The sequence below is a fragment of the Pseudomonas protegens genome (assembly GCF_013407925.2).
In the GTDB taxonomy this organism is placed as follows: Bacteria; Pseudomonadota; Gammaproteobacteria; order Pseudomonadales; family Pseudomonadaceae; genus Aquipseudomonas; species Aquipseudomonas fluorescens_AP.
The window spans coordinates 5,262,508-5,282,149 of sequence record NZ_CP060201.1 but is presented as its reverse complement, the minus strand read 5'-3'; the positions used below and the strand labels follow the sequence as shown (position 1 = coordinate 5,282,149).

At 61.0% G+C, this 19,642-nt stretch carries 25 protein-coding genes; 10 read left to right on the top strand and 15 right to left on the bottom strand.

Features of this window, described 5'->3' with window-relative positions; translation table 11 throughout:
* Positions 1-7 precede the first annotated feature (7 nt).
* A complete protein-coding gene (locus GGI48_RS24675; protein WP_047305530.1) occupies positions 8-763 on the bottom strand; it encodes a spermidine synthase in 756 nt (251 codons plus the stop codon).
* Positions 764-923: 160 nt separating this feature from the next.
* Between GGI48_RS24675 and GGI48_RS24670 the strand changes: the two genes are divergently transcribed.
* The gene (locus GGI48_RS24670; protein ID WP_016968521.1) at positions 924-2,270 is read left to right on the top strand and encodes a class II 3-deoxy-7-phosphoheptulonate synthase; all 1,347 of its coding nucleotides are present in this window, start codon (positions 924-926) and stop codon (positions 2,268-2,270) included.
* Positions 2,271-2,338: 68 nt separating this feature from the next.
* Here GGI48_RS24670 and GGI48_RS24665 read toward each other — a convergent pair whose 3' ends face one another.
* Together GGI48_RS24665 and GGI48_RS24660 are read right to left on the bottom strand one after the other, a co-directional pair.
* Positions 2,339-3,553 carry a winged helix-turn-helix domain-containing protein gene (locus GGI48_RS24665; protein WP_179600411.1) on the bottom strand — a complete coding sequence of 405 codons (1,215 nt, stop codon included), beginning with the start codon at positions 3,551-3,553 and terminating at the stop codon, positions 2,339-2,341.
* Positions 3,554-3,619: 66 nt separating this feature from the next.
* Positions 3,620-3,841, bottom strand: a complete 222-nt coding sequence (locus GGI48_RS24660) for a DUF1127 domain-containing protein (RefSeq protein WP_042942269.1) — start codon at positions 3,839-3,841, stop codon at positions 3,620-3,622.
* Positions 3,842-3,938: 97 nt separating this feature from the next.
* On the opposite strand from GGI48_RS24660, the gene GGI48_RS24655 reads away from it, so the two are divergent.
* On the top strand, positions 3,939-4,793 hold the full coding sequence (locus tag GGI48_RS24655) for a LysR substrate-binding domain-containing protein (protein ID WP_047305533.1): 855 nt from the start codon (positions 3,939-3,941) through the stop codon (positions 4,791-4,793).
* Here GGI48_RS24655 and GGI48_RS24650 read toward each other — a convergent pair.
* Positions 4,783-5,532, bottom strand: coding sequence for a sulfite exporter TauE/SafE family protein (locus GGI48_RS24650; protein ID WP_016968518.1), 750 nt, complete (start codon positions 5,530-5,532; stop codon positions 4,783-4,785). The genes GGI48_RS24655 and GGI48_RS24650 overlap by 11 nt on opposite strands.
* A 105-nt stretch (positions 5,533-5,637) precedes the next feature.
* On the opposite strand from GGI48_RS24650, the gene GGI48_RS24645 reads away from it, so the two are divergent.
* The 3 genes from GGI48_RS24645 (at position 5,638) to GGI48_RS24635 (ending at position 7,762) form a co-directional block, all read left to right on the top strand.
* Positions 5,638-6,588: a LysR family transcriptional regulator gene (locus tag GGI48_RS24645; protein WP_047305534.1), complete on the top strand. Its 951-nt coding sequence runs from the start codon at positions 5,638-5,640 to the stop codon at positions 6,586-6,588.
* Positions 6,589-6,665: 77 nt separating this feature from the next.
* Positions 6,666-7,127, top strand: a complete 462-nt coding sequence (locus tag GGI48_RS24640; RefSeq protein ID WP_047305573.1) for a MarR family winged helix-turn-helix transcriptional regulator — start codon at positions 6,666-6,668, stop codon at positions 7,125-7,127.
* A gap of 215 nt (positions 7,128-7,342) precedes the next feature.
* Positions 7,343-7,762: an organic hydroperoxide resistance protein gene (locus GGI48_RS24635; RefSeq protein WP_047305535.1), complete on the top strand. Its 420-nt coding sequence runs from the start codon at positions 7,343-7,345 to the stop codon at positions 7,760-7,762.
* Positions 7,763-7,832: 70 nt separating this feature from the next.
* Here GGI48_RS24635 and GGI48_RS24630 read toward each other — a convergent pair whose 3' ends face one another.
* Together GGI48_RS24630 and earP are read right to left on the bottom strand one after the other, a co-directional pair.
* On the bottom strand, positions 7,833-8,405 hold the full coding sequence (locus tag GGI48_RS24630; protein WP_007931398.1) for an elongation factor P: 573 nt from the start codon (positions 8,403-8,405) through the stop codon (positions 7,833-7,835).
* 48 nt (positions 8,406-8,453) lie between these two features.
* The gene (gene earP, locus GGI48_RS24625; RefSeq protein ID WP_047305536.1) at positions 8,454-9,587 is read right to left on the bottom strand and encodes an elongation factor P maturation arginine rhamnosyltransferase EarP; all 1,134 of its coding nucleotides are present in this window, start codon (positions 9,585-9,587) and stop codon (positions 8,454-8,456) included.
* 124 nt (positions 9,588-9,711) lie between these two features.
* Here earP and GGI48_RS24620 point away from each other — a divergent pair, with 124 nt between their 5' ends.
* Positions 9,712-10,107 carry a hypothetical protein gene (locus tag GGI48_RS24620; RefSeq protein WP_047305537.1) on the top strand — a complete coding sequence of 132 codons (396 nt, stop codon included), beginning with the start codon at positions 9,712-9,714 and terminating at the stop codon, positions 10,105-10,107.
* Positions 10,108-10,109: 2 nt separating this feature from the next.
* Positions 10,110-10,592, top strand: a complete 483-nt coding sequence (locus tag GGI48_RS24615; RefSeq protein WP_047305538.1) for a GreA/GreB family elongation factor — start codon at positions 10,110-10,112, stop codon at positions 10,590-10,592.
* Between the two features lie 2 nt (positions 10,593-10,594).
* Here the strand turns inward: GGI48_RS24615 and cysB are convergent, their stop codons facing one another.
* From cysB to GGI48_RS24590, 5 genes are all read right to left on the bottom strand, one after another.
* Positions 10,595-11,569, bottom strand: a complete 975-nt coding sequence (gene cysB / locus GGI48_RS24610; RefSeq protein ID WP_011062541.1) for an HTH-type transcriptional regulator CysB — start codon at positions 11,567-11,569, stop codon at positions 10,595-10,597.
* 111 nt (positions 11,570-11,680) lie between these two features.
* The gene (locus tag GGI48_RS24605) at positions 11,681-12,181 is read right to left on the bottom strand and encodes a universal stress protein (protein WP_016967424.1); all 501 of its coding nucleotides are present in this window, start codon (positions 12,179-12,181) and stop codon (positions 11,681-11,683) included.
* 94 nt (positions 12,182-12,275) lie between these two features.
* Positions 12,276-13,181 (bottom strand): 5'-nucleotidase, encoded by a 906-nt coding sequence (locus GGI48_RS24600; RefSeq protein ID WP_047305539.1) that lies wholly within the window; start codon positions 13,179-13,181, stop codon positions 12,276-12,278.
* A gap of 25 nt (positions 13,182-13,206) precedes the next feature.
* A complete protein-coding gene (locus GGI48_RS24595; protein ID WP_047305540.1) occupies positions 13,207-14,163 on the bottom strand; it encodes a putative 2-dehydropantoate 2-reductase in 957 nt (318 codons plus the stop codon).
* Positions 14,163-14,549 (bottom strand): thioredoxin family protein, encoded by a 387-nt coding sequence (locus tag GGI48_RS24590; protein ID WP_016967426.1) that lies wholly within the window; start codon positions 14,547-14,549, stop codon positions 14,163-14,165. The genes GGI48_RS24595 and GGI48_RS24590 overlap by 1 nt, the downstream gene beginning before the upstream one ends.
* Between GGI48_RS24590 and GGI48_RS24585 the strand changes: the two genes are divergently transcribed.
* Both GGI48_RS24585 and GGI48_RS24580 read left to right on the top strand, forming a co-directional pair.
* Complete coding sequence (locus GGI48_RS24585) at positions 14,548-14,982, top strand: PilZ domain-containing protein (protein WP_016967427.1); 435 nt, start codon at positions 14,548-14,550, stop codon at positions 14,980-14,982. The two genes, GGI48_RS24590 and GGI48_RS24585, sit on opposite strands and share 2 nt — an antisense overlap.
* A gap of 140 nt (positions 14,983-15,122) precedes the next feature.
* Positions 15,123-16,199 carry a 3-deoxy-7-phosphoheptulonate synthase gene (locus GGI48_RS24580; protein WP_016967428.1) on the top strand — a complete coding sequence of 359 codons (1,077 nt, stop codon included), beginning with the start codon at positions 15,123-15,125 and terminating at the stop codon, positions 16,197-16,199.
* A gap of 60 nt (positions 16,200-16,259) precedes the next feature.
* On the opposite strand, the gene GGI48_RS24575 is transcribed toward GGI48_RS24580, so the two are convergent.
* Entirely contained in the window at positions 16,260-16,541 is a 282-nt protein-coding gene (locus GGI48_RS24575; protein ID WP_011062548.1) for a GNAT family N-acetyltransferase, read from the bottom strand.
* A gap of 645 nt (positions 16,542-17,186) precedes the next feature.
* On the opposite strand from GGI48_RS24575, the gene oprI reads away from it, so the two are divergent.
* Positions 17,187-17,438 carry an outer membrane lipoprotei OprI gene (gene oprI / locus GGI48_RS24570; RefSeq protein ID WP_003448337.1) on the top strand — a complete coding sequence of 84 codons (252 nt, stop codon included), beginning with the start codon at positions 17,187-17,189 and terminating at the stop codon, positions 17,436-17,438.
* 128 nt (positions 17,439-17,566) lie between these two features.
* On the opposite strand, the gene GGI48_RS24565 is transcribed toward oprI, so the two are convergent.
* From GGI48_RS24565 to GGI48_RS24555, 3 genes are all read right to left on the bottom strand, one after another.
* Complete coding sequence (locus GGI48_RS24565) at positions 17,567-18,544, bottom strand: L,D-transpeptidase family protein (protein WP_047305543.1); 978 nt, start codon at positions 18,542-18,544, stop codon at positions 17,567-17,569.
* 134 nt (positions 18,545-18,678) lie between these two features.
* The gene (locus GGI48_RS24560) at positions 18,679-18,972 is read right to left on the bottom strand and encodes a hypothetical protein (protein WP_016967430.1); all 294 of its coding nucleotides are present in this window, start codon (positions 18,970-18,972) and stop codon (positions 18,679-18,681) included.
* A 56-nt stretch (positions 18,973-19,028) separates the two neighbouring features.
* Complete coding sequence (locus GGI48_RS24555) at positions 19,029-19,634, bottom strand: arylesterase (RefSeq protein WP_179600409.1); 606 nt, start codon at positions 19,632-19,634, stop codon at positions 19,029-19,031.
* Positions 19,635-19,642: the final 8 nt, after the last annotated feature.

The window sequence follows — 19,642 nt, the reverse complement described above, 5'->3', positions numbered from 1 at the left end:
CAAGGGCTTATGTAGCGGGACGAATGGCCTTGATCAGCGGTTGCAGGGAGTAGCCCAGGCGCGGGGCCAGGGCTTCGGCCCGGGCGTTCAGAGCTGGCAGGTCGAGCTGCTGATCGAGATCGGCAGGCACGATCAAAATCACGTTGCCCTCCTTCACCGGCAGTTCCCAGTAATGCCGGTGATAGAGCCCGCGCAACAAAGCGGCACCCAGGGGCTTGCCATCATCGGTGGCCCATTGGTTGATCACCAGCCAGCCACCGGGGTTGAGGCGCTTCTGACAGTTTTCCAGAAAGCCCCAGGCCAGATGGCCGACGCCGGGGCCAACATCGGTGTACAGGTCGACGAAGATCAGGTCGGCGGATTCGGCGCTGTCCAGCAGCTCCAGGGCATCGCCGATTCTTATATATAGACGCGGATCGTCGTCCAGCCCCAGGTACTCGATGGCCAGGCGCGGCACATCCGGACGCAGTTCGATGGCCTCGACGTCTTCCAGCGGCAGGAACTTCAGGCAGGCCTGGGTCAGGGTCCCGGCGCCCAGGCCGAGAAACAGTGCGCTCTCCGGCGCCTCATGACACAGGGCACCGATCAGCATGGCTCGGGTGTAGTCGTACTCCAGCCAGCTGGGGTCGGCGGTGAACACGCAGCTTTGCTCGATGGCGTCGCCAAATTCGAGGAAGCGGTAGTCCGCCACTTCCAATACCCGAATCATGCCGAACTGGTCATGAACCTCGGCGAGCACACGCTCGACGCGCTCCTCAGTCATTTCATCTCCTAGTCGCGGGGCCCGCAATCAGGCCGGCGCGAGAAACCAACCGCTCGGCAGCGAGCGGGAAAGGCGCGATTGTCGGCCAAGCGAGAGGAGCAGGTCACGCACTAATTTGCTGCTAACATGCCCCTCCCACCGTAAAGCACTCGAGTCCGCGATGAGCCAACCCTGGAGCCCAGACAGCTGGCGCGCCCTGCCGATCCAGCAACAACCCCAGTACCCCGACGCCGCGCATCTGCTGCAGGTCGAGCAGACCCTGGCCAGTTATCCACCGCTGGTGTTTGCCGGTGAAGCCCGGGAGTTGCGCCGCCAGTTCGCCGAAGTCACCCAGGGTCGGGCCTTCCTGCTGCAGGGCGGCGATTGCGCCGAAAGCTTCGCCGAGTTCTCCGCGGCGAAGATCCGCGACACCTTCAAGGTGCTGTTGCAGATGGCCATTGTCATGACCTTTGCCGCTGGCTGCCCAGTGGTCAAGGTCGGACGCATGGCCGGCCAGTTCGCCAAGCCGCGCTCGGCCAACGACGAAACCATCAACGGCGTGACTCTGCCGGCTTACCGTGGCGATATCGTCAACGGCATCGGCTTCGATGAAAAAAGCCGGATACCGGACCCGGACCGCCTACTGCAGTCCTATCACCAGGCCACGGCCACCCTGAACCTGCTGCGGGCCTTCGCCCAGGGCGGCTTTGCCGACCTGCACCAGGTGCACAAGTGGAACCTGGACTTCATCGCCAACTCGGCCCTGGCCGAAAAATACAGCCAACTGGCCGACCGCATCGATGAAACCCTGGCCTTCATGCGCGCCTGCGGCATGGACAGCTCGCCGCAACTGCGCGAGACCAGCTTCTTCACCGCCCACGAAGCGCTGCTGCTCAATTACGAAGAAGCCTTCGTGCGTCGCGACAGCCTGACCAACGACTACTACGACTGCTCGGCGCACATGCTGTGGATCGGCGACCGCACCCGCCAGCTCGACGGTGCCCACGTCGAGTTCCTGCGCGGGGTGAACAACCCGATCGGGGTCAAGGTCGGCCCGAGCATGAACACCGAGGAACTGATCCGCCTGATCGACATCCTCAACCCGAGCAACGATCCCGGGCGCCTGAACCTGATCGTGCGCATGGGCGCCCACAAGGTCGGCGACCACCTGCCGCAGCTGATTCGCGCCGTAGAGCGCGAAGGCAAGCAGGTGCTGTGGAGCTCGGACCCGATGCACGGCAACACCATCAAGGCCAGCAGCGGCTACAAGACCCGGGATTTCGCGCAGATCCTCACCGAGGTCAAGGAGTTCTTCCAGGTGCATCAGGCCGAAGGCAGCTATGCCGGCGGCATCCATATCGAGATGACCGGACAGAACGTCACCGAATGCATCGGCGGCGCCCGGCCGATCACCGAAGACGGCCTGTCGGACCGCTATCACACCCATTGCGACCCGCGGATGAACGCCGACCAGTCGCTGGAACTGGCCTTCCTGATCGCCGAGACGCTCAAGCAGGTCAAGCGTTGAGAAGCGCTTTCGCGGGCCAGCCCGCTCCTACAAGGGCAGCGTAGGAGCGGGCTGGCCCGCGAAGTTCTTCACGCCATAACCTCACGCAACCGGCGCGTGCCATCACGCTGGCAATTGAGCTGAATCTGTTCCAAACCCAGCCAGTCGGCCATCTGCCGCAGCTGCCTGGCCAACGCCACAATCCCCTCCTCGTCCAGGCCTGGCTGCTCCTCATGCAGCGCGTGCACGGCCAGACAGCCCATGGCCCGCTCCGCGCGCAAATCGACCCGGGCGACAATCCGCTCGCGGTGCAGGAACGGCAGCACGTAATAGCCATAGACCCGCTTGTGCCTTGGCGTGTAGATCTCCAGCCGATAGCGGAAGTCGAACAGCCGCTCGGTGCGACTGCGCTCCCAGATCAGCGAGTCGAACGGTGAGAGCAAGGCACTGGCTGCAACCTTGCGCGGCACCCTGACCTGCGGCAGACAATAGGCCGGCTGGCGCCAGCCCTGCACTTCGCAGCTCAACAACTCATCGGACTCCAGCAACTCGGCCAGCCGCGCACGGCTATCGCCGGGATCGAGGCGAAAGTAATCCCGCAGGTCCTTCTCCGTGGCCACACCCAGGGCCCCGGCCGCGTGCACCAGCAAACCGCGCTGGGCCTGGGCTTCGTCCAGTAAAGGCTGCTGGAGAATGGCCGCCGGCAGCACCCGCTCCGGCAGATCGTAGAGGCGCTCAAAGCCACGACGCCCGGCCACCGTCACTTCACCGGCGGCGAACAACCATTCCAAGGCATGCTTTTCATCGCTCCAGTCCCACCAGGGCCCGGCGCGCTCCTCGCGGGTGGACAGGCTGCCGGCCCCCAGCGCGCCCTGCTCCTGGATCGCCTCCAGTACCCGACGGACAGTGATCTGGCGTTCCTGGCCAAAACGCGCCAGCTGCGAGTAGATGCCCTGCCCTTGCCGCGCCCGCTGCATCCGCCAGCGCAGCAGCGGGTACATGGACATGGGCAGCAACGACGCCTCATGCCCCCAGTATTCGAATAAGGTGCGTTGCCGCCCCTGACTCCAGGCGGCCTGGTCGAGCAAGGCCTGTGGATAACTGCCCAGGCGGGAAAACAGCGGCAGGTAATGCGCCCGCACCAAGGCGTTGACCGAATCGATCTGCAGCAGGCCCAGGCGCTCGATCTGTCGATTGAGCCCCGCGGCCTTGATCGTTGCCGGCGGCCGACGCCCGCCAAAACCCTGGGCGGCCAGCGCCAGTCGTCGAGCTTGCTTGAGTGAGAAAGAGCATTCTGCGGGCATGGGGGAGTCTCCTTGTCTGCCCGCACGCTAGCGCACCGGGAAACGGCTTGGGTAGCACGCTTGCGCTTATTTATGCATCGGATCGTCCCAGAACGGGCGGACCCGCTCATGCTCGACATCGGCCCGCGTCAGGCCCAGGTCCTTCAACGCCGCATCGCTCAGCCCGGCGAGCATCCGGCGCTCGCGTCCAAGCTCATGCCAGCGCATGACCCTGCGCCATAAACCGCTCAATGACAGCGCCTGAAATGACAGTTTGTGGACCAGCACATAACCCTTTTGACCTTTCATCATCTTGCCCTCCAGTGGGGATGACGCCAGTGTCTGCTCGGGCTTAAGATCAATCCAACGAATGTTTCTTATGCCATCCATCTCAGGATTTGATGCAATGTCCCAGTTCCCCAGCATCGACACCGACGTTCTGCGCACCTTCGTCGCCATCGCCGATGAAGGCGGTTTTACCCGGGCCGGCGAGCGGGTCAATCGCACTCAATCCGCGGTGAGCATGCAGATGAAGCGCCTGGAGGAAGACGTGCTGCAGCGCCAGCTGTTCCAGCGCGACGGGCGCCAGGTCAAGCTCACCGCCGAGGGCCAGGTGCTGCTGGGCTACGCCCGACGCATCCTGAAACTGCACAGCGAGGTGTTCAACACCCTGCGCGAGCCGCATATGGTGGGCCTGGTGCGCATCGGCACCCCGGATGACTATGTGATGCGCTTTCTGCCGGGGATTCTGTCGCGCTTTGCCCAGAGCTACCCGCTGATCCAGATCGAGGTGCATTGCGAATCAAGCAAACAGCTGCTGCAACGCCAGGACCTGGACTTGTCCATCGTCACCCGCGAGCCGGGCAGCGAGATCGGCCAACTGCTGCGCAAGGAGCGCTTCGTCTGGGCCGTGGCCCAGGGCTTCAATCCCCACGAGCAAACCCCTTTGCCCCTGGCAATGTTCAACAGCGACTGCTTCTGCCGGCTCTGGGCCTGCAACGCTCTTGACGCTGCGGGCCTCGACTACCGCATTGCCTACAACAGTTCCAGCCTGTCGGCGATCATGGCGGTGGTCAGCGCCGGGCTGGCGGTCACCGCCCAACTGGAAAGCCTGATCACCCCGGACATGCGCATCCTCGGCGAGGCACAGGGGCTGCCGCAATTGCCGGAAGCCAGCATCATGCTGGTGCGCAACCTCAGCAAGCCTTCGCCGATCACCGAGTGCCTGGCAGAGCACATCGTCGAGGGCTTCACACTTTAAAGGCCAGCATCACTGCACAGACCACCAGAAAACCGCAGAACAACCCGCGCAACAGGCGCTCGGGCAAGGCGTGGGCCACCTTCACCCCCCAACTGATGCTCAACAGACCGCCAACCGCCAACGGCAGGCCGATCATCCAGTCCACCTGCTGATGCACGCCGTAAGTCACCAGGGTCACCCCGGTGCTCGGCAGCGCCAGGGCCAGGGACAGGCCTTGCGCCACCACCTGGGTGGTGCCGAAGACACTGGTCAATACTGGCGTGGCCACTACCGCGCCGCCGACGCCGAACAACCCGCCCATGGCCCCGGAAGCGGCGCCCAGAACCCCCAGCCACGGCCAGGCATAACGCATCTGCGTGCTGGCCGGCGCGCTGCTCATGAACATGCGCAGCAGGTTGTAGGCCGACAGCACCAGGAGAAAGGCGACAAAGCCGATACGCATCTTCTGCGCGTCGATGCCCACCGCCCAGATCGAGCCGAGCCAGGCGAAACAGAAGCCCATCAGCGCCAGCGGCAGGGCGTGGCGCAATTCGATGCGGTTGCGCTGGTGATAACGCCACAACGCCAGCATCACGTTGGGCACCACCATCACCAGCGCCGTGCCTTGGGCAATCTGCTGATCCAGGCCGAACATGACCCCCAGCACCGGAATGGCGATCAAACCGCCACCGATGCCGAACAAACCGCCCACAGTGCCCAGGGCTGCGCCCAACAACAGATACATCACTAACTCGATCAAAGCGTCTCTCCTCACCTGAGAGCTGCATGCTACGCAGTCGGCCCTGGCTCGGAAACGCACAGCAACGCACAATGGCTGTGCCGTTTTCGCATAAGCGACCTGATCATGAATCCCAATATCCTCACCGAACAACTGGGGCTGTTTCTCGATGTGCTGGAAGCCGGGAGCTTTTCCGCCGCGGCCCGCCGTCATCCCCTGACCCCTTCCGCCGTGGCCCGGCGCATCGACAGCCTGGAAAGCGCCGTGGGCACCACGCTGTTCATGCGCACCACCCATGCGGTAGTGGCCACGGCGGCCGGCCTGGCCTTTGCTGAACGGGCACGGCGTATCGTCGCCGAACTGCAGCTGGCCCGCGCCGAAGCGGTGTCCTTGAGCCATGCCCCGGAAGGCCTGATCCGCATCGATGCCCCGGCCGCCTTCGGTCGTCGCCACCTGGCGCCGGCCATTGCCGATTTCCTGGCGCTCTACCCGGGGCTGGATGTGCAGTTGCACCTGATCGACAGCTTCGTCGACATGCAGGGCTCGCATCTGGGCAAGGTCGATCTGGTCCTGCGCGCAGGCCAGCGGGTGGATACGCGAATGGTCGCCACCTCCCTGGCGAGCATCGTGCGCATCGCCTGCGCCAGCCCGTCCTACCTGAAAAGCCGCGGCATCCCCCGCCATCCCGCCGAACTCAACCAGCACGACGGCCTGGACTGGGACGGGCTGGCGCCGCTGTTTGCCTGGCGATTCGAGCGGGATGGCCAGGTGCAGAGCCATCGCCCGCAACGCATCCGCCTCAGCGCCAACAATGCCGAAGCCCTGCTTTCCGGAGCCCTGGCCGGCCTGGGGATTGCCCATCTGCCGACCTGGCTGGTGAGCGAATACCTGCTGCGGGGGGAACTGGTGCCGCTGTTCTGCGACGGCGGCCTGCCCAAGCCGGAAACCGCCGGCATCTATGCCTTGCGCATGGAACAACACCCCAATGCCCGCAGTCGTTTGCTCCTGGAATACCTGAAGAGCCACTTCAGCCCGATTCCGCCCTGGGACCTGGCGCTGCAAAGCGCCATGGGCTGAGCCTGGGCGGAAAATTATCTGGCGCATTAAAGACTCGCCCGCTAGATTCAGGACCATTAATGATCAAGGCATCCCTCATGACCACCAAACCCTCTACCGCGGACACTTGCGAACAACTGCTGCTGGATAACCAGGTGTGTTTCGCCCTGCACTCCACATCGCTGCTGCTGACCAAGGTCTACAAGCCGTTGCTGCAGCGACTCGGGCTGACCTACCCGCAGTACCTGGCCATGCTGGTGCTCTGGGAACGGGATGAACTGACCGTCGGCGAGATCAGCCAGCGCCTGCTGACCGATCCGGGCTCGCTGACGCCGCTGCTCAAGCGCCTGGAGGCCGAGGGCCTGCTGACTCGGACCCGCAGCCGGGAAGATGAACGGGTGGTGATCGTCAAGCTGAGCGAACAGGGCCATAAGCTTCGGGAACAGGCCCAGGACATTCCGCAGTGCATCCTCGGCGCCAGCGGCCGGAGCGTGGAGCAATTGCGTCAGTTGCAGGAAGATTTGCAGGTGCTGCGCGGGCATCTGCAAGGCAGTCTTTGACCCGTCGCGGGCAAGCCAGCTCCTGCGAAGGAGACTGGCTGATCGATAAAAATATCCTTTTTAAAATCAACGAGTTGACCTTGACTTAAGGATTCAGGAAGGATTTTCCTCGAAAATTTATCTTGCGCACTAAATATTTGAGCGATACATTTATTTTGCACTTACTTAGCGCGCAAACTATTAGCGCGAAAATCACCTAAAACGAGGTTTCTACCATGCAGACTCTCTACACCGCCATTGCAACCGCCACCGGTGGCCGTGATGGCCGCGCTGTTTCCAACGACCAGATCCTCGATGTCAAACTGGCCACCCCCAAGGAGCTCGGCGGCGCCGGTGGGCAGGCAACCAACCCGGAACAGCTATTCGCTGCCGGCTATTCGGCCTGCTTTATCGGTGCCCTGAAGTTCGTGGCCAGCCAGAGCAAGCGCAAGATCCCGGACGACGCCTCGATCACCGCCCACGTCGGCATCGGTCAGATCCCTGGCGGTTTCGGCCTGGATATCGATCTGCATGTGAGCCTGCCCGGCCTGGCCCAGGATGAAGCGCAAAGCCTGGTGGACGCGGCGCATCAGGTCTGCCCCTACTCCAACGCCACCCGCGGCAATGTGGATGTACGCCTGCACGTGAACGTCTGAAACAGTAAACGCCAGGCATAAAAAAGCCCGACTCAAGGTCGGGCTTTTTCATGTACAAGGTCGGCCAGGATTAAACCTTGGCGCGGCCCTTGTAGGAACCGCCTTCGCGGGTATCGATCTCGATCATGTCGCCGATCTCGATGAAGTCCGCAACGCTCAGCTCGGTACCGTTTTTCAGTTTGGCAGGCTTCATCACCTTGCCCGAAGTGTCGCCGCGAGCGGAACCTTCGGTGTAGTCAACCTGACGCACGATGGTGGTCGGCAGGTCAACGGAAACCAGACGGTCTTCGAAGAACACGGCTTCGCAAACGTCGGTCATGCCTTCTTCGATGAACGGCAGAACGGCTTCGATGTCTTCGGCGTTCAGCTCGTACATGGTGTAGTCGGTGGTGTCCATGAACGTGTAGGTGTCACCGCTGATGAACGACAGGGTCGCTTCTTTGCGATCCAGGATCACGTCGTCCAGTTTGTCGTCCGCACCGTAAACGGTTTCGGTCTTGTAACCGGTCAGCAGGTTCTTCAGCTTGGTCTTCATGATCGCGCTGTTACGACCGGACTTGGTGAATTCAGCTTTCTGAACCAGCCAAGGATCGTTGTCGATACGGATCACGGTACCGGGTTTGAGTTCTTTACCAGTTTTCATTGCGAATATCCGAATTTGGATGGGATTTACAAAAATCTTGGCCGCGTATCATATCCAATTTAGGTAAAACTGCACCAGCGCCGCAGCAAGATCGGCCTGCAAGCCTTGTTCCAGACACCATTGTTCGGCATGCGCGGTGACTTCCGGCCAGTGTTGCAGCAGGTTTTTCCAGGGTTCGGCCATCGCGGCCTCGGTATTCCAGGCCTGCCACAAGGCCAGTACCGCCGCCTTGGCGCCCGGGGAAAGTGCCCTGGTGTACAAGGCAAGAAAAGCCTCGAGCTTGTCCAGGTGGATATCTTCGTCCTGGCGATAGATATGCCAGAGCATCGGCCGCCCGGCCCATTGCGCGCGCACGAAGGAATCTTCCCCGCGCACCGCATTGAATGCACAGCACCACAGCAACCGGTCGTAATCTTCCTGGCGAACAAAGGGCAAGACCTGAACCGTCAGCGACTGACGCACCTGCAGGCTGCCGACCACCAGAGATTCAACACCCAGCCAGCGCTGCACGTCACCGAGAATGCGGCCTTCGGGCACCAGCAAATGAGTCGGTTGTGCATCGGTGGCCAAGGCCTCCAGCCAACCGCCAAGACCGGCGTTTTCATAGGCGAACAACGACATCAAGCGGCTATCGGCGGCGGGCGTCACGCCCAGGCCCTGCAGAAAATCCCGCTGGGCCTGGCGATCGGCCTGAAAATGCCGACGGCGTTCGAGCAATCCGGCTTCGCGCAGCAAGCCGCCCGTGCCAGCCTGGAATCCTGGGAAGAAAAAGTACTTCTGTACGCCGCGAAACTTCACTGACGGCAGGCCGTGGCAGCCACTGACCCAGTCTTCCGCACTCAGATAGTCCAGGTTCAGCCACAGCGGCGCCCGCTCGCGCTCGGCCATGGCCTCCATATAGGCATGGGGCAACTGGCAGGCGAACGCGGCAATCACCACATCCGCTGGCGCTTCAGCCGGCCATTGGGCCGGCCAGTGACGCACCTCGACCCCGTCCTGATCCTGGCGTTGCCGCTGGGTATCAATCTGCGGGCAAATCTTTTCGAAGGCCCGCAGATCATCGACCCACAAACGCACCGCGCACTGATGCTCGGCCACCAACTGCCGGGCCAGACGCCAGGTCACGCCGATGTCGCCGTAGTTGTCGACGACGCTGCAAAAAATGTCCCAGGAGGCTTTCATTCCAGTCCCCGATTGGCAAAGGCGCCGATTGTCCGCATAAATGCTCCTGCGCAGAAGAGCCAACCTCGATTAATCTTCGTGCGACAATCAGCCCTCGCCCACTACCGCCCGCCAGGAGGCAACCATGCCCTATCGCCCGCCCGCCCGTCGCCCCTTGCGCATCAGCTTCAATGCCCTGGCGCTCAGCGGCAGCATTGCCCTGGGCCTGTGGCTGGGGTTTCTGGCGATTGTCCTGACTTGCTGGCTAGGCTCGCACTTTATCTTCAGTCAGCAACTGGCTCCTGTGGCGCAAGCCGTGCAGCAATTGGCGAAGCCGCCGGTGGTTGCGCCGGAGCCGCCCAATCGGATGTTCGAGCAATATCAGGAAAACCTGCGCAAGAACGAAGAACTGCAAGCCCTGGATAACGCTCGCAGCAACCCGCGCAACCTGTCCAACCCCAAATGCCAGTTCTGGTTGCAACAGGACCAGACCGCGCCCAGTGAAAAGAGTCGGGCCAATGTTCTGCAATTCTGTAATTGATCATGAATAAACAGTCTGTCTGCCAACTGATTCTGCAACAGCTCCGGGACGACCTGGAGGTCGCGGTACGGGCCGCACAAACCGCCTACGAAACCGCCACCCACGAAGAGAACATCGCCGAGAACAAGTACGACACGCTGGGACTTGAAGCGTCCTACCTGGCAGCCGGGCAGGCTCGCCGGGTCGAGGAGATGCGTCAGGCATTGAGCCTCTGGCAAAACCTTGGCCTGCGTCCCTATGACGCGCGGTCAGGGATTCAGGTCGGCGCGCTGTTGGGACTCGAGGATGAAAATGGCCACGAACAATGGCTGTTTCTCGGCCCGGATGGCGCGGGCCTGAAGGTTTATGTGGTGGGCCAACTGGTGACCGTCATCACCCCACGCTCCCCGCTGGGCCAAAGCCTGTTGGGCAAGTTCGAGGAGGATGAGGTGGAGATCGTGGTGGCAGGTACTCGGCAACAGTTCACTGTCACCGAGGTCCGCTAGGATCAGTGAACCGGCAGTTCGACGCCGTCGAACAGTTCTTCCAGTTCCTGCTTGTTGTGGCAGGCAATGGCCTTGGCCATGACTTCGCGGGTCAGGTGCGGGGCGAACTTTTCGATGAAATCGCACATGAAGCCGCGCAGGAAGGTGCCGCGACGGAAACCGATCTTGGTGATGCTCGACTCGAACAGTTCACTGGCATCCAGAACCACCAGGTCGCTGTCGAGCTTGGTGTCGACGGCCATCTTGGCCACGATGCCCACGCCCAGCCCCAGGCGTACATAGGTCTTGATCACGTCGGCGTCGGCGGCGGTGAACACCACCTTTGGCGTCAGGCCGCGATGGCTGAAGGCCTCGTCGAGCTTGGAGCGGCCGGTGAAACCGAATACGTAGGTGACGATCGGGTACTCGGCCAGGGTTTCGAGGGTCAGCTTCGGCAGTTTGGTCAGCGGGTGGCCCTGTGGCACCACCACGCAACGGTTCCAGCGGTAGCACGGCATCATCACCAAATCGCCAAACAACTCCAGGGCCTCGGTGGCGATGGCGAAATCCACGGTGCCGTCAGCGGCCATTTCGGCGATTTGCATCGGCGAGCCCTGGTGCATGTGCAGGGCCACATCCGGGTATTGCTTGATAAAGCTGCTGATCACCGGAGGCAAGGCATAACGCGCCTGGGTGTGAGTGGTGGCAATCGACAAGGTGCCTTTCTTCTCGTTGGAGAACTCCTGGGCGATCTGCTTGATGCTTTCGACCTTGCGCAAGATCTCGCCGGCGGTCGTGATGATCCGCTCACCGGCTGGGGTCACCCGGGTCAGATGCTTGCCGCTGCGGGCGAAGACCTCGACCCCGAGCTCGTCCTCGAGCAGACGGATCTGCTTGCTGATACCCGGTTGCGAGGTGTAAAGGCTTTGCGCGGTAGCTGAGACGTTGAGGTCGTGGTGCGCCACTTCCCAGATGTAGCGCAATTGTTGAAGCTTCATATCAATCCCTCAAAGCAGGTAGGCGCCACGGGTATCAGCGACGGTATATAACTATATTAATGGTCAGGAGAATAAATCTAGAACTTTTATTCAGAATTTTCCATTCCGCCCTCAGGCATCCCCCTGCCGTCGACGCTGGACCAGAGGCACCAGGTAAACCGGGACTTTGGACAGCTGCAAAACCCGTGATGCCGTGCGCCCCAGAGGGGTTTGCGCACCAACTCCGTGGCTGTGACTTCCTACGATCAGCAAATCCACCGAGAGTTTCGCCGCCTGCTCCAGAATCACCTGGGATGGGTCGCCCTGAAGCACCCGCACCGACTGGATCAAGCTCAGGTCGTGCAGGCCCTCACCCAGTTCCTCGCGAAAACTGTCCAGCACCCGCTGTTCGATATTGGCCATCACGGTGCTCAGGCCCTGGCGATGAAACTCGTTCAGCGACTGCTCATCCAGATAGCTCTGCAACACCGATTCGGCGAACAACCCCATAGGCTCCACAGCGTGCACTACATGTAAGTCGGCATTGAACGTTCGAGCCAGCTCCAGGGCATGCTGCATGACAAAGGGAGCGTACAGACCTAGGTCGGTGGCATACAGCATCGAACGAATCATATGACCTCCTCAACTGCCAAGATGGCGGAGATGGATTCAGCTTAGCAGTGCCGGGAACTGTGGGAGGCTGGAGGCAAACCACCCCGTTTCAGACTTAGTTCCTGGCTTCGTTGCTGATGCCATGAGGCACATGACCGGTGGCGACCACCTCGCGAGCGGACTCGCAATGGCCGGCCTGGTCGTCGAAAAAAACATCGGCGGCGAAAGCTTCGAGAAAGGCCGCCTTCTCCAGGCCGCCCAGGAACAGGGACTCGTCGAGACGGATATTCCACTCGCGCAAGGTGCGGATGACCCGCTCATGGGCCGGCGCCGAGCGGGCGGTGACCAGGGCCGTGCGGACCGGGCAGGCATCGTCGGGAAACTCGCCCTGCAGCAGATTCAGCGCCGCGAGAAATCCCTTGAAAGGTCCTCCGGGCAGAGGCTCCCGGGCCGACTGCCGCTCACTGGCTTGAAACGCTTCCAGGCCACCGGCCTGGTAGACCCGCTCCGAGTCGTCGGAAAACAGCACCGCATCACCGTCGAAGGCGATGCGCAGTTCGCCATTGGCCGCGCGTCGGGCACCGCCGGAGAGGATGGTCGCTGCAGCGAATCCGGCCTCCAGCGCACTGCGGACATCGTCGGCGTGGGTGGAAAGAAACAGATCGCTGCCGAAGGCCGCCAGGTAGGGATAGGGACTGCGTCCCCCCACAAATGCCGCACGGGAGATACCCAGGGCGTAATGTTCAATCGAGTTGAACACCCGCAGGCCGGTGTCGGCACTGTTGCGCGACACCAGCACCACCTCGACCCGCGCCCGCCCCAGGCTGGCATTCAGGCTCAGGAGCTTCTTCACCAATGGAAAAGCATCGCCCGGCTCGAGGATCTCGTCCTCGTGCTCGATCTGATATTGCCGATAGGCTTCGACGCCCTGGGCCAGATAGACCTTATGGCTTTCACTCAGGTCGAACAGCGCGCGTGAAGAGATTGCCACCACCAGCTTGCCATCCAGTCCCTTTGCCATACCGCGCCCCCTTCAGGTCGTTCGCTCAAATGTGGTGCCGATCGATAAAACACAGGCTCTGGTACAACGCGCGGATTTTCGGCAACTCGCAACCAGCGGCCCGGGCCGCGGCCAAAGGCGCAGCATAAATAGTCGCCAATTCCAGAGGGCGCTGATGCAGAAAATCGTGGTACATGCTTGGCCAGTAATCCGGCATGTGTTCGGTGGACCTGAACAGCTGCTGCGCATAAGCCTCAGGGATCACATGACCGCAGGCCGCAGCCCCCTGCAGCACTTCCTGCATCAGGTCCTGAATCAGCTCGCGACTGGCCGGGTCGGCCATGAGCGGCGTGGTGCTGGCCTTGAGCAGCACCGACAGACCGTTATACGGCACATTCCACACCAGCTTCTGCCAGCGCGCCTGATGCAGATTGTTCATGGCCTGGGAGTCGAGCCCGGCGGCACGAAACAATCCCGCCCCTTCCTCGACCAGCGCCTGGCTCAGGGCCGGATCAGCACTGGCTGGACCACTGTGGTAACCCAGGTTGATCGCCCCCAGAGCCTGGTGTTCGATCTGTCCGGGGCCCGCGCGATGCACGCAGATAAAGCACAAGCCGCCTAATAGATGCAGCGTGTCGGGAAGCTCGGCACGCAAGGCGTCCTCCACATCCAGCCCGTTTTGCAGCAACAGGACCTTGGCGCCAGGCGCCGCCGCCTGGATGATCACCGGCGCCAACTGGACATTGTGGGTGGTCTTGGCGCCCACCAGCAGCCAGTCACAAGGTGGCATTTCTTCGGCACTGGCGTATGCCTGCACCGGCTTCAGGCTCAACACCCCATGCTGGGCGCTATTGACCTGCAGCCCCTGTTCCACCACTGCGGAGAACTCGCTGCGCAACAGAAAGTGCACGTCGAAACCGGCCCGCGCCAGCATCACCCCGTAAAAACCTCCGATCGCTCCGGTTCCGATAATGCCTACACGCGGTTTACGGTCTGCACCCATCAAGGCAACTCCTCTGGTATTCGATTGAGCGCCTGACGCAGGCTCTCATTGAGCGCATGGGGCGTCAGCCGCGATTGCAAGGATCCATAAAACTCACCGTCACGCACCACAAACAGCGCCGGCAGGTGAAACACCTGATAGCGCTCCACTGCTCCACCGTTGTTGCCCGCATCGACCCAGCACAGGCGCGCGACCGGCAGTCCCAACCCGGGCAACTGGGTTCGCGCCCAGCGACAACCGGAGCAACCGGGAGAAGTGAAAACCACCAGGGAAACACCATCCAGGCTCAGTAATTGCTGGTCGATGTCGAAATCGGTCAGTTCCAATTCGATCACTATACTGGGGGAAATAATGTCAAATGGACGACACTCGGAGTCTGCGGTCATGGGACGTTTTCTGCCTCATCCTGATGATGTTCCGGTTGAACTGACCCTGCGCAAGTACGCCTGCATTTCGCGCCAGCGGTTGCACACTATCAGCCTCGGTGGCATGGCGTGCAATTACCACCGTGCCTGGCGCCACGGCACTGCGCTGGAAGTGCACATGCCCTCACTGGGGGAGAATGCACGGTACAACGGCTATGTTGCCTGGTGCCTGAAACGCAAGCGCGGCTACCTGGTGGGTATCGCCTTCGTCGATGAACAAACCCTGTTCAGCGCTCGCATGGGTGAGCAGGTGTGCCAGATCGCCCGCTACTGCCGCCTGCATGAACCTCTAAGCGAACAGCGATGCATCGAAGCCCTGGCTCTGGACTGGGTCGAACGGCACGCAAAAGACTATTCCGAAGACTGCGTACACCAGGCTTTCGTGCAGCCGTAACCCAATAAAACCGCCTCTTGCCCATTGTAGAGTCACCGGCTAACGCGCTAAGGTTCCGCTCCCCGACGCGCTCAAATCCGCTGTGCTCCGCCGCGCGGGGATCGCTGGCGGCCGGCACCCGTGACCTGACGAGTAACACGATGGCTGATTTACCGATCAACGACCTAAACGTCGCCTCCAACGAGACCCTGATCACCCCTGATCAACTCAAACGAGACATCCCGCTGAGCGACACCGCCTTGCGCACCGTGACCAAGGGTCGCGAAGTGATCCGCAACATCCTCGACGGCACTGACCATCGGTTGTTCATCGTCATCGGGCCCTGCTCGATCCACGACATCAAGGCAGCCCACGAGTACGCCGAGCGACTCAAGGCCCTGGCGGCGGAAGTTTCCGACACCCTGTATCTGGTGATGCGCGTTTACTTCGAGAAACCGCGGACCACCGTTGGCTGGAAAGGCCTGATCAACGACCCGTACCTGGACGACTCGTTCAAGATTCAGGATGGCCTGCATATTGGACGCCAGTTGCTGCTGGACCTCGCGGAAATGGGTCTGCCTACCGCCACTGAAGCGCTGGACCCCATCTCCCCGCAATACTTGCAGGACCTGATCAGTTGGTCGGCCATCGGCGCCCGTACCACGGAATCCCAGACCCACCGCGAGATGGCTTCCGGCCTGTCCTCTGCCGTGGGCTTCAAGAACGGCACCGACGGCGGCCTGACTGTAGCGATCAACGCCCTGCAATCGGTTTCCAGTCCCCACCGTTTCCTGGGGATCAACCCACAGGGCGGCGTGTCGATCGTCACCACCAAAGGCAACGCCTACGGCCACGTGGTACTGCGCGGCGGCAATGGCAAGCCCAATTATGACTCGGTCAGCGTCGCGGTCTGTGAACAGGCCCTGAGCAAGGCCAAGATCAAGCCGAACATCATGATCGATTGCAGCCACGCCAACTCCAACAAGGATCCGGCGCTGCAACCGTTGGTCATGGAGAACGTTGCCAACCAGATCCTCGAAGGCAATCAGTCGATCATCGGTCTGATGGTGGAGAGCCATCTGAACTGGGGTTGTCAGGCCATTCCGAAGGACTTGTCGGACCTGCAGTACGGGGTATCGATTACCGATGCCTGCATCGATTGGGAAAGCACCGAGAAAACCCTGCGCAGCATGCACGCCAAGCTCAAGGATGTACTGCCGAAACGCGATCGCAGCTGATCCCGTTCGCCAGACACAAAAACGCCGGGCCAAGCCCGGCGTTTTTCATGGTCGCCCCGATCAGAGCTTCGCGGCGTGACGCTGATGGCGTTCCATGTAGCGTTCGACATAGGAGCAGGAAGGAATCACTGTGTAGCCCATACGTTCGGCGTACTCCAGTGCCTGCTCGGTCAGCGCCGCGGCAATACCGCGTCCACGCAACGCATTGGGCACGAAGGTGCGGTAGATATCCAGGGTTTGCTTACCCAGGTCCATATAGGTCAGGTAGGCACGATGACCGTCCACATTGGTCTCGAACTGATGACCAGCCTGGTCATGGTGGATGGACAACGCCTCGCTCATCACTACTCCTTGCGGGTCTGGAATGCTGACCCCTACCTTACCGATGTTTTTCCGGCGAAGGAACAACTTACGCCACCTCGTGCCAGTCGGACGCCGAGTAGAAACTGCCGCTCTTGCATCGCGAGCACGTTACAAAATAGTAGGCGTCCTTGGCGCAAATGCTCAAGCCACACTCGTCACAGATCAGCGCAAATACCCCAATCGGGCCTTGCGGGAACCACAGCCCGGTTCAGCGCATGAAGTGGGTTGAGGCTATACATCGCCGGATGCTGGAACTTAAGACGAACAGCGCTTCTTAAAGTCACCGGCGTGATGGATAAAGATAGGCCAAGGCTGCGCGGAATCTGAAGAAAAGTGTCGGTGACTCAATATAGAACGACTTTAGCCTAGACTCCGAAACAGCGATCGGAAAAGTCCGAGAGCAATGCTGGCAAACGTGCAGCACCCTCTGGCAGAGCCTTGCGATTGAATGTTTTTTATACAACCGCCCAAAAAGTTGCTCGAAAAAGAATCACCGCCTAGAATTTTTTTTGCTTCTTGCGCTACGTCAGTTTACTTACTACAAGTAATGGGTAGTATGTACGCCGGTTATTTCCCCACTCTGGGGGGATAGCTACTAATAGAAAGTCCTTGAAGGGGAACACGATGAACAACGTTCTGAAATTCTCTGCTCTGGCTCTGGCCGCAGTTCTGGCTACCGGTTGCAGCAGCGTATCCAAAGAAACCGAAGCTCGTCTGACTGCTACTGAAGATGCAGCCGCTCGTGCCCAGGCTCGTGCAGACGAAGCCTACCGTAAAGCTGATGAAGCTCTGGCTGCTGCTCAAAAAGCACAACAGACTGCTGACGAAGCTAACGAGCGCGCTCTGCGTATGCTGGAAAAAGCTAGCCGCAAGTAATAGTCCCTCGGGATTGTTATCAAGCCGATCCATTTTTTGGATCGGCTTTTTTATTGCCCACAGTTTTCCACCGGCAATAAAAAACCCGCCGCTGCCAGTCGGCATCGGCGGGCTGCCTGTTACAGCGCTTACTGCTGCAGATCGTAGGTCAGGTTGGACATCGATGCCGCAGGCGCGGCAGTCGTCGGCACCGCGATCTCCACCGGCAAACCTTCTTCGGCGGCGACGACATCACGCACCACATCCCAGTTCATGCGCAGGTTATTGGCCAGATCTTCGCGCTTGAGCAAGGCATTGATCACGGCAGTATGTTTGTCGACCACCGAAGGATTGCCTTTGTCATCCAATGGCGTGTGCGCTTCCAGATAGACTTTTCCGCCACTGATACCGAACTTGTACGGCTCGTTGATGATCCGCACCGAAGTTCCGACCGGAACCATGCCAGCCATCTCCAGCACGTTGTTGTTGAGCATGCGGAAACAGCCATGGCTGGTGCGCATGCCAATGCCGAATTTCTTGTTGGAACCGTGGATCAGGTAACCGGGGGTGCCCAAGGTGAACTTGAATGGCCCCAAGGGGTTGTCCGGCCCCGCAGGTACGACGCTTGGCAACGGATCACCATCGGCAGCGTGCTCTGCGCGAATCGACGCCGGTGGCGTCCAGGTCGGATTCGGAGTCTTCGCGGTGATGCTGGTATGGGCGATCGGCGACCCCCAGCCCTCACGGCCAATGCCCAGGGGGAATGTGTAAACCACACTCCGGCCCTTGGGAAAGTAGTACAGGCGATATTCCGCCAGATTGATCACGATGCCTTCACGTGGCCCGGGAGGCAGGACAAAGCGAGTCGGCAGGACCACCTCGGTGCCGGCTCCCGGCAACCACGGATCGACCCCCGGGTTGGCCGCCACCATTTCCAGGTAGCCCAGGTCGTAAGCGGTACCCAGATCGGCAAAGGTGTCTTCGTACTTGGCCTTGATCACCTGCACCTGGCCGACGATATCTTCACCGGGCGGCGGTAGAGGCAATTCCAATGCTGCAACGGGACCTGCCACACACAATGCGGCAAGTGTCAGGCAGCGGGTGACGGCAGGGAGGCGCGGCAACATCCGGATAATCCTTCGCATGAACAACGAGTGATAGAAACGCGATTGTACACCCCCGCCCCCAGGCTACGAGAGCCGAGCGGGGAGACAAGCACAGACACATGAAATCCCTGTCGCAACGGTCGGCGATCGACCGCCTACAGCTCGAAGCGCAGCTCAGGCCAGATCGGTGGCGTCCCGCGCTTTTGTGACTCCAGAATCGCCCGGCACAGAGGGCAGAGTCGCTGGTCCTGGAAAATCGTCCGATCCACGCCCGACCAGCGCGGCTGCGCAGGCAGCAACGTGCCGCACAGGGTCCGGTCGGCCGAACCACCCAATTCCAACTGCCGAGTCACCAGATGCACCCGAACTTCCTGACAGGCGAACAGGTCAAGCTGCTCATCAGGCTCGATCAGTTGATAGGCAAACAGGGACCAGGCGGGACGCGGCATCGGGGGCTCCAAATCGGGGGCGCCACATTAGCCGAAACACTGCCGCTAGAAAAGCGTCAAAGCAGCGGTTTTAGCGTCGGCCAGACATTTTCCAGCAACTTGCCCTGGGCCGCTGCTGCAGGGTGCAAACCGTCCGCCTGCATCAGCTCGGGATGACCGCCGACCCCTTCGAGAAAAAACGGCACCAGGGCCACCTGCTTGTCGCTGGCCAGCTGGCTGTAGACCTGGGCGAACGCCTGGGTGTAGCGCACACCGTAATTGGGCGGCAACTGCATGCCCAACAGCAGGACCTTGGCCCCATCGGCCTGGGCACTGTCGATCATCGAGGCAAGATTTTGTTGCAATTGCTGCGGCGGCTGGCCGCGCAAGCCGTCGTTGCCACCCAATTCAAGGATCACCACCTGCGGCTTATGCGCTGCAAGCAGCGCCGGCAGCCGCGCCTGCCCACCTGCGCTGGTGTCGCCGCTGACCGAGGCGTTGACCACCTTGTCGCTAAAACCCTGGTCCTTGAGCCGCTTCTCCAGCAGGGCCACCCAACCTTCGCGGGTATCCAGGCCGAAAGCCGCACTGATACTATCGCCCACGATCAGGACCGTACCCGCCGCTGCGTTCTGGGCCATGCATATCAAGGCCAGGCCGGCACTCAAAAACCATACACGCATCGGATTCT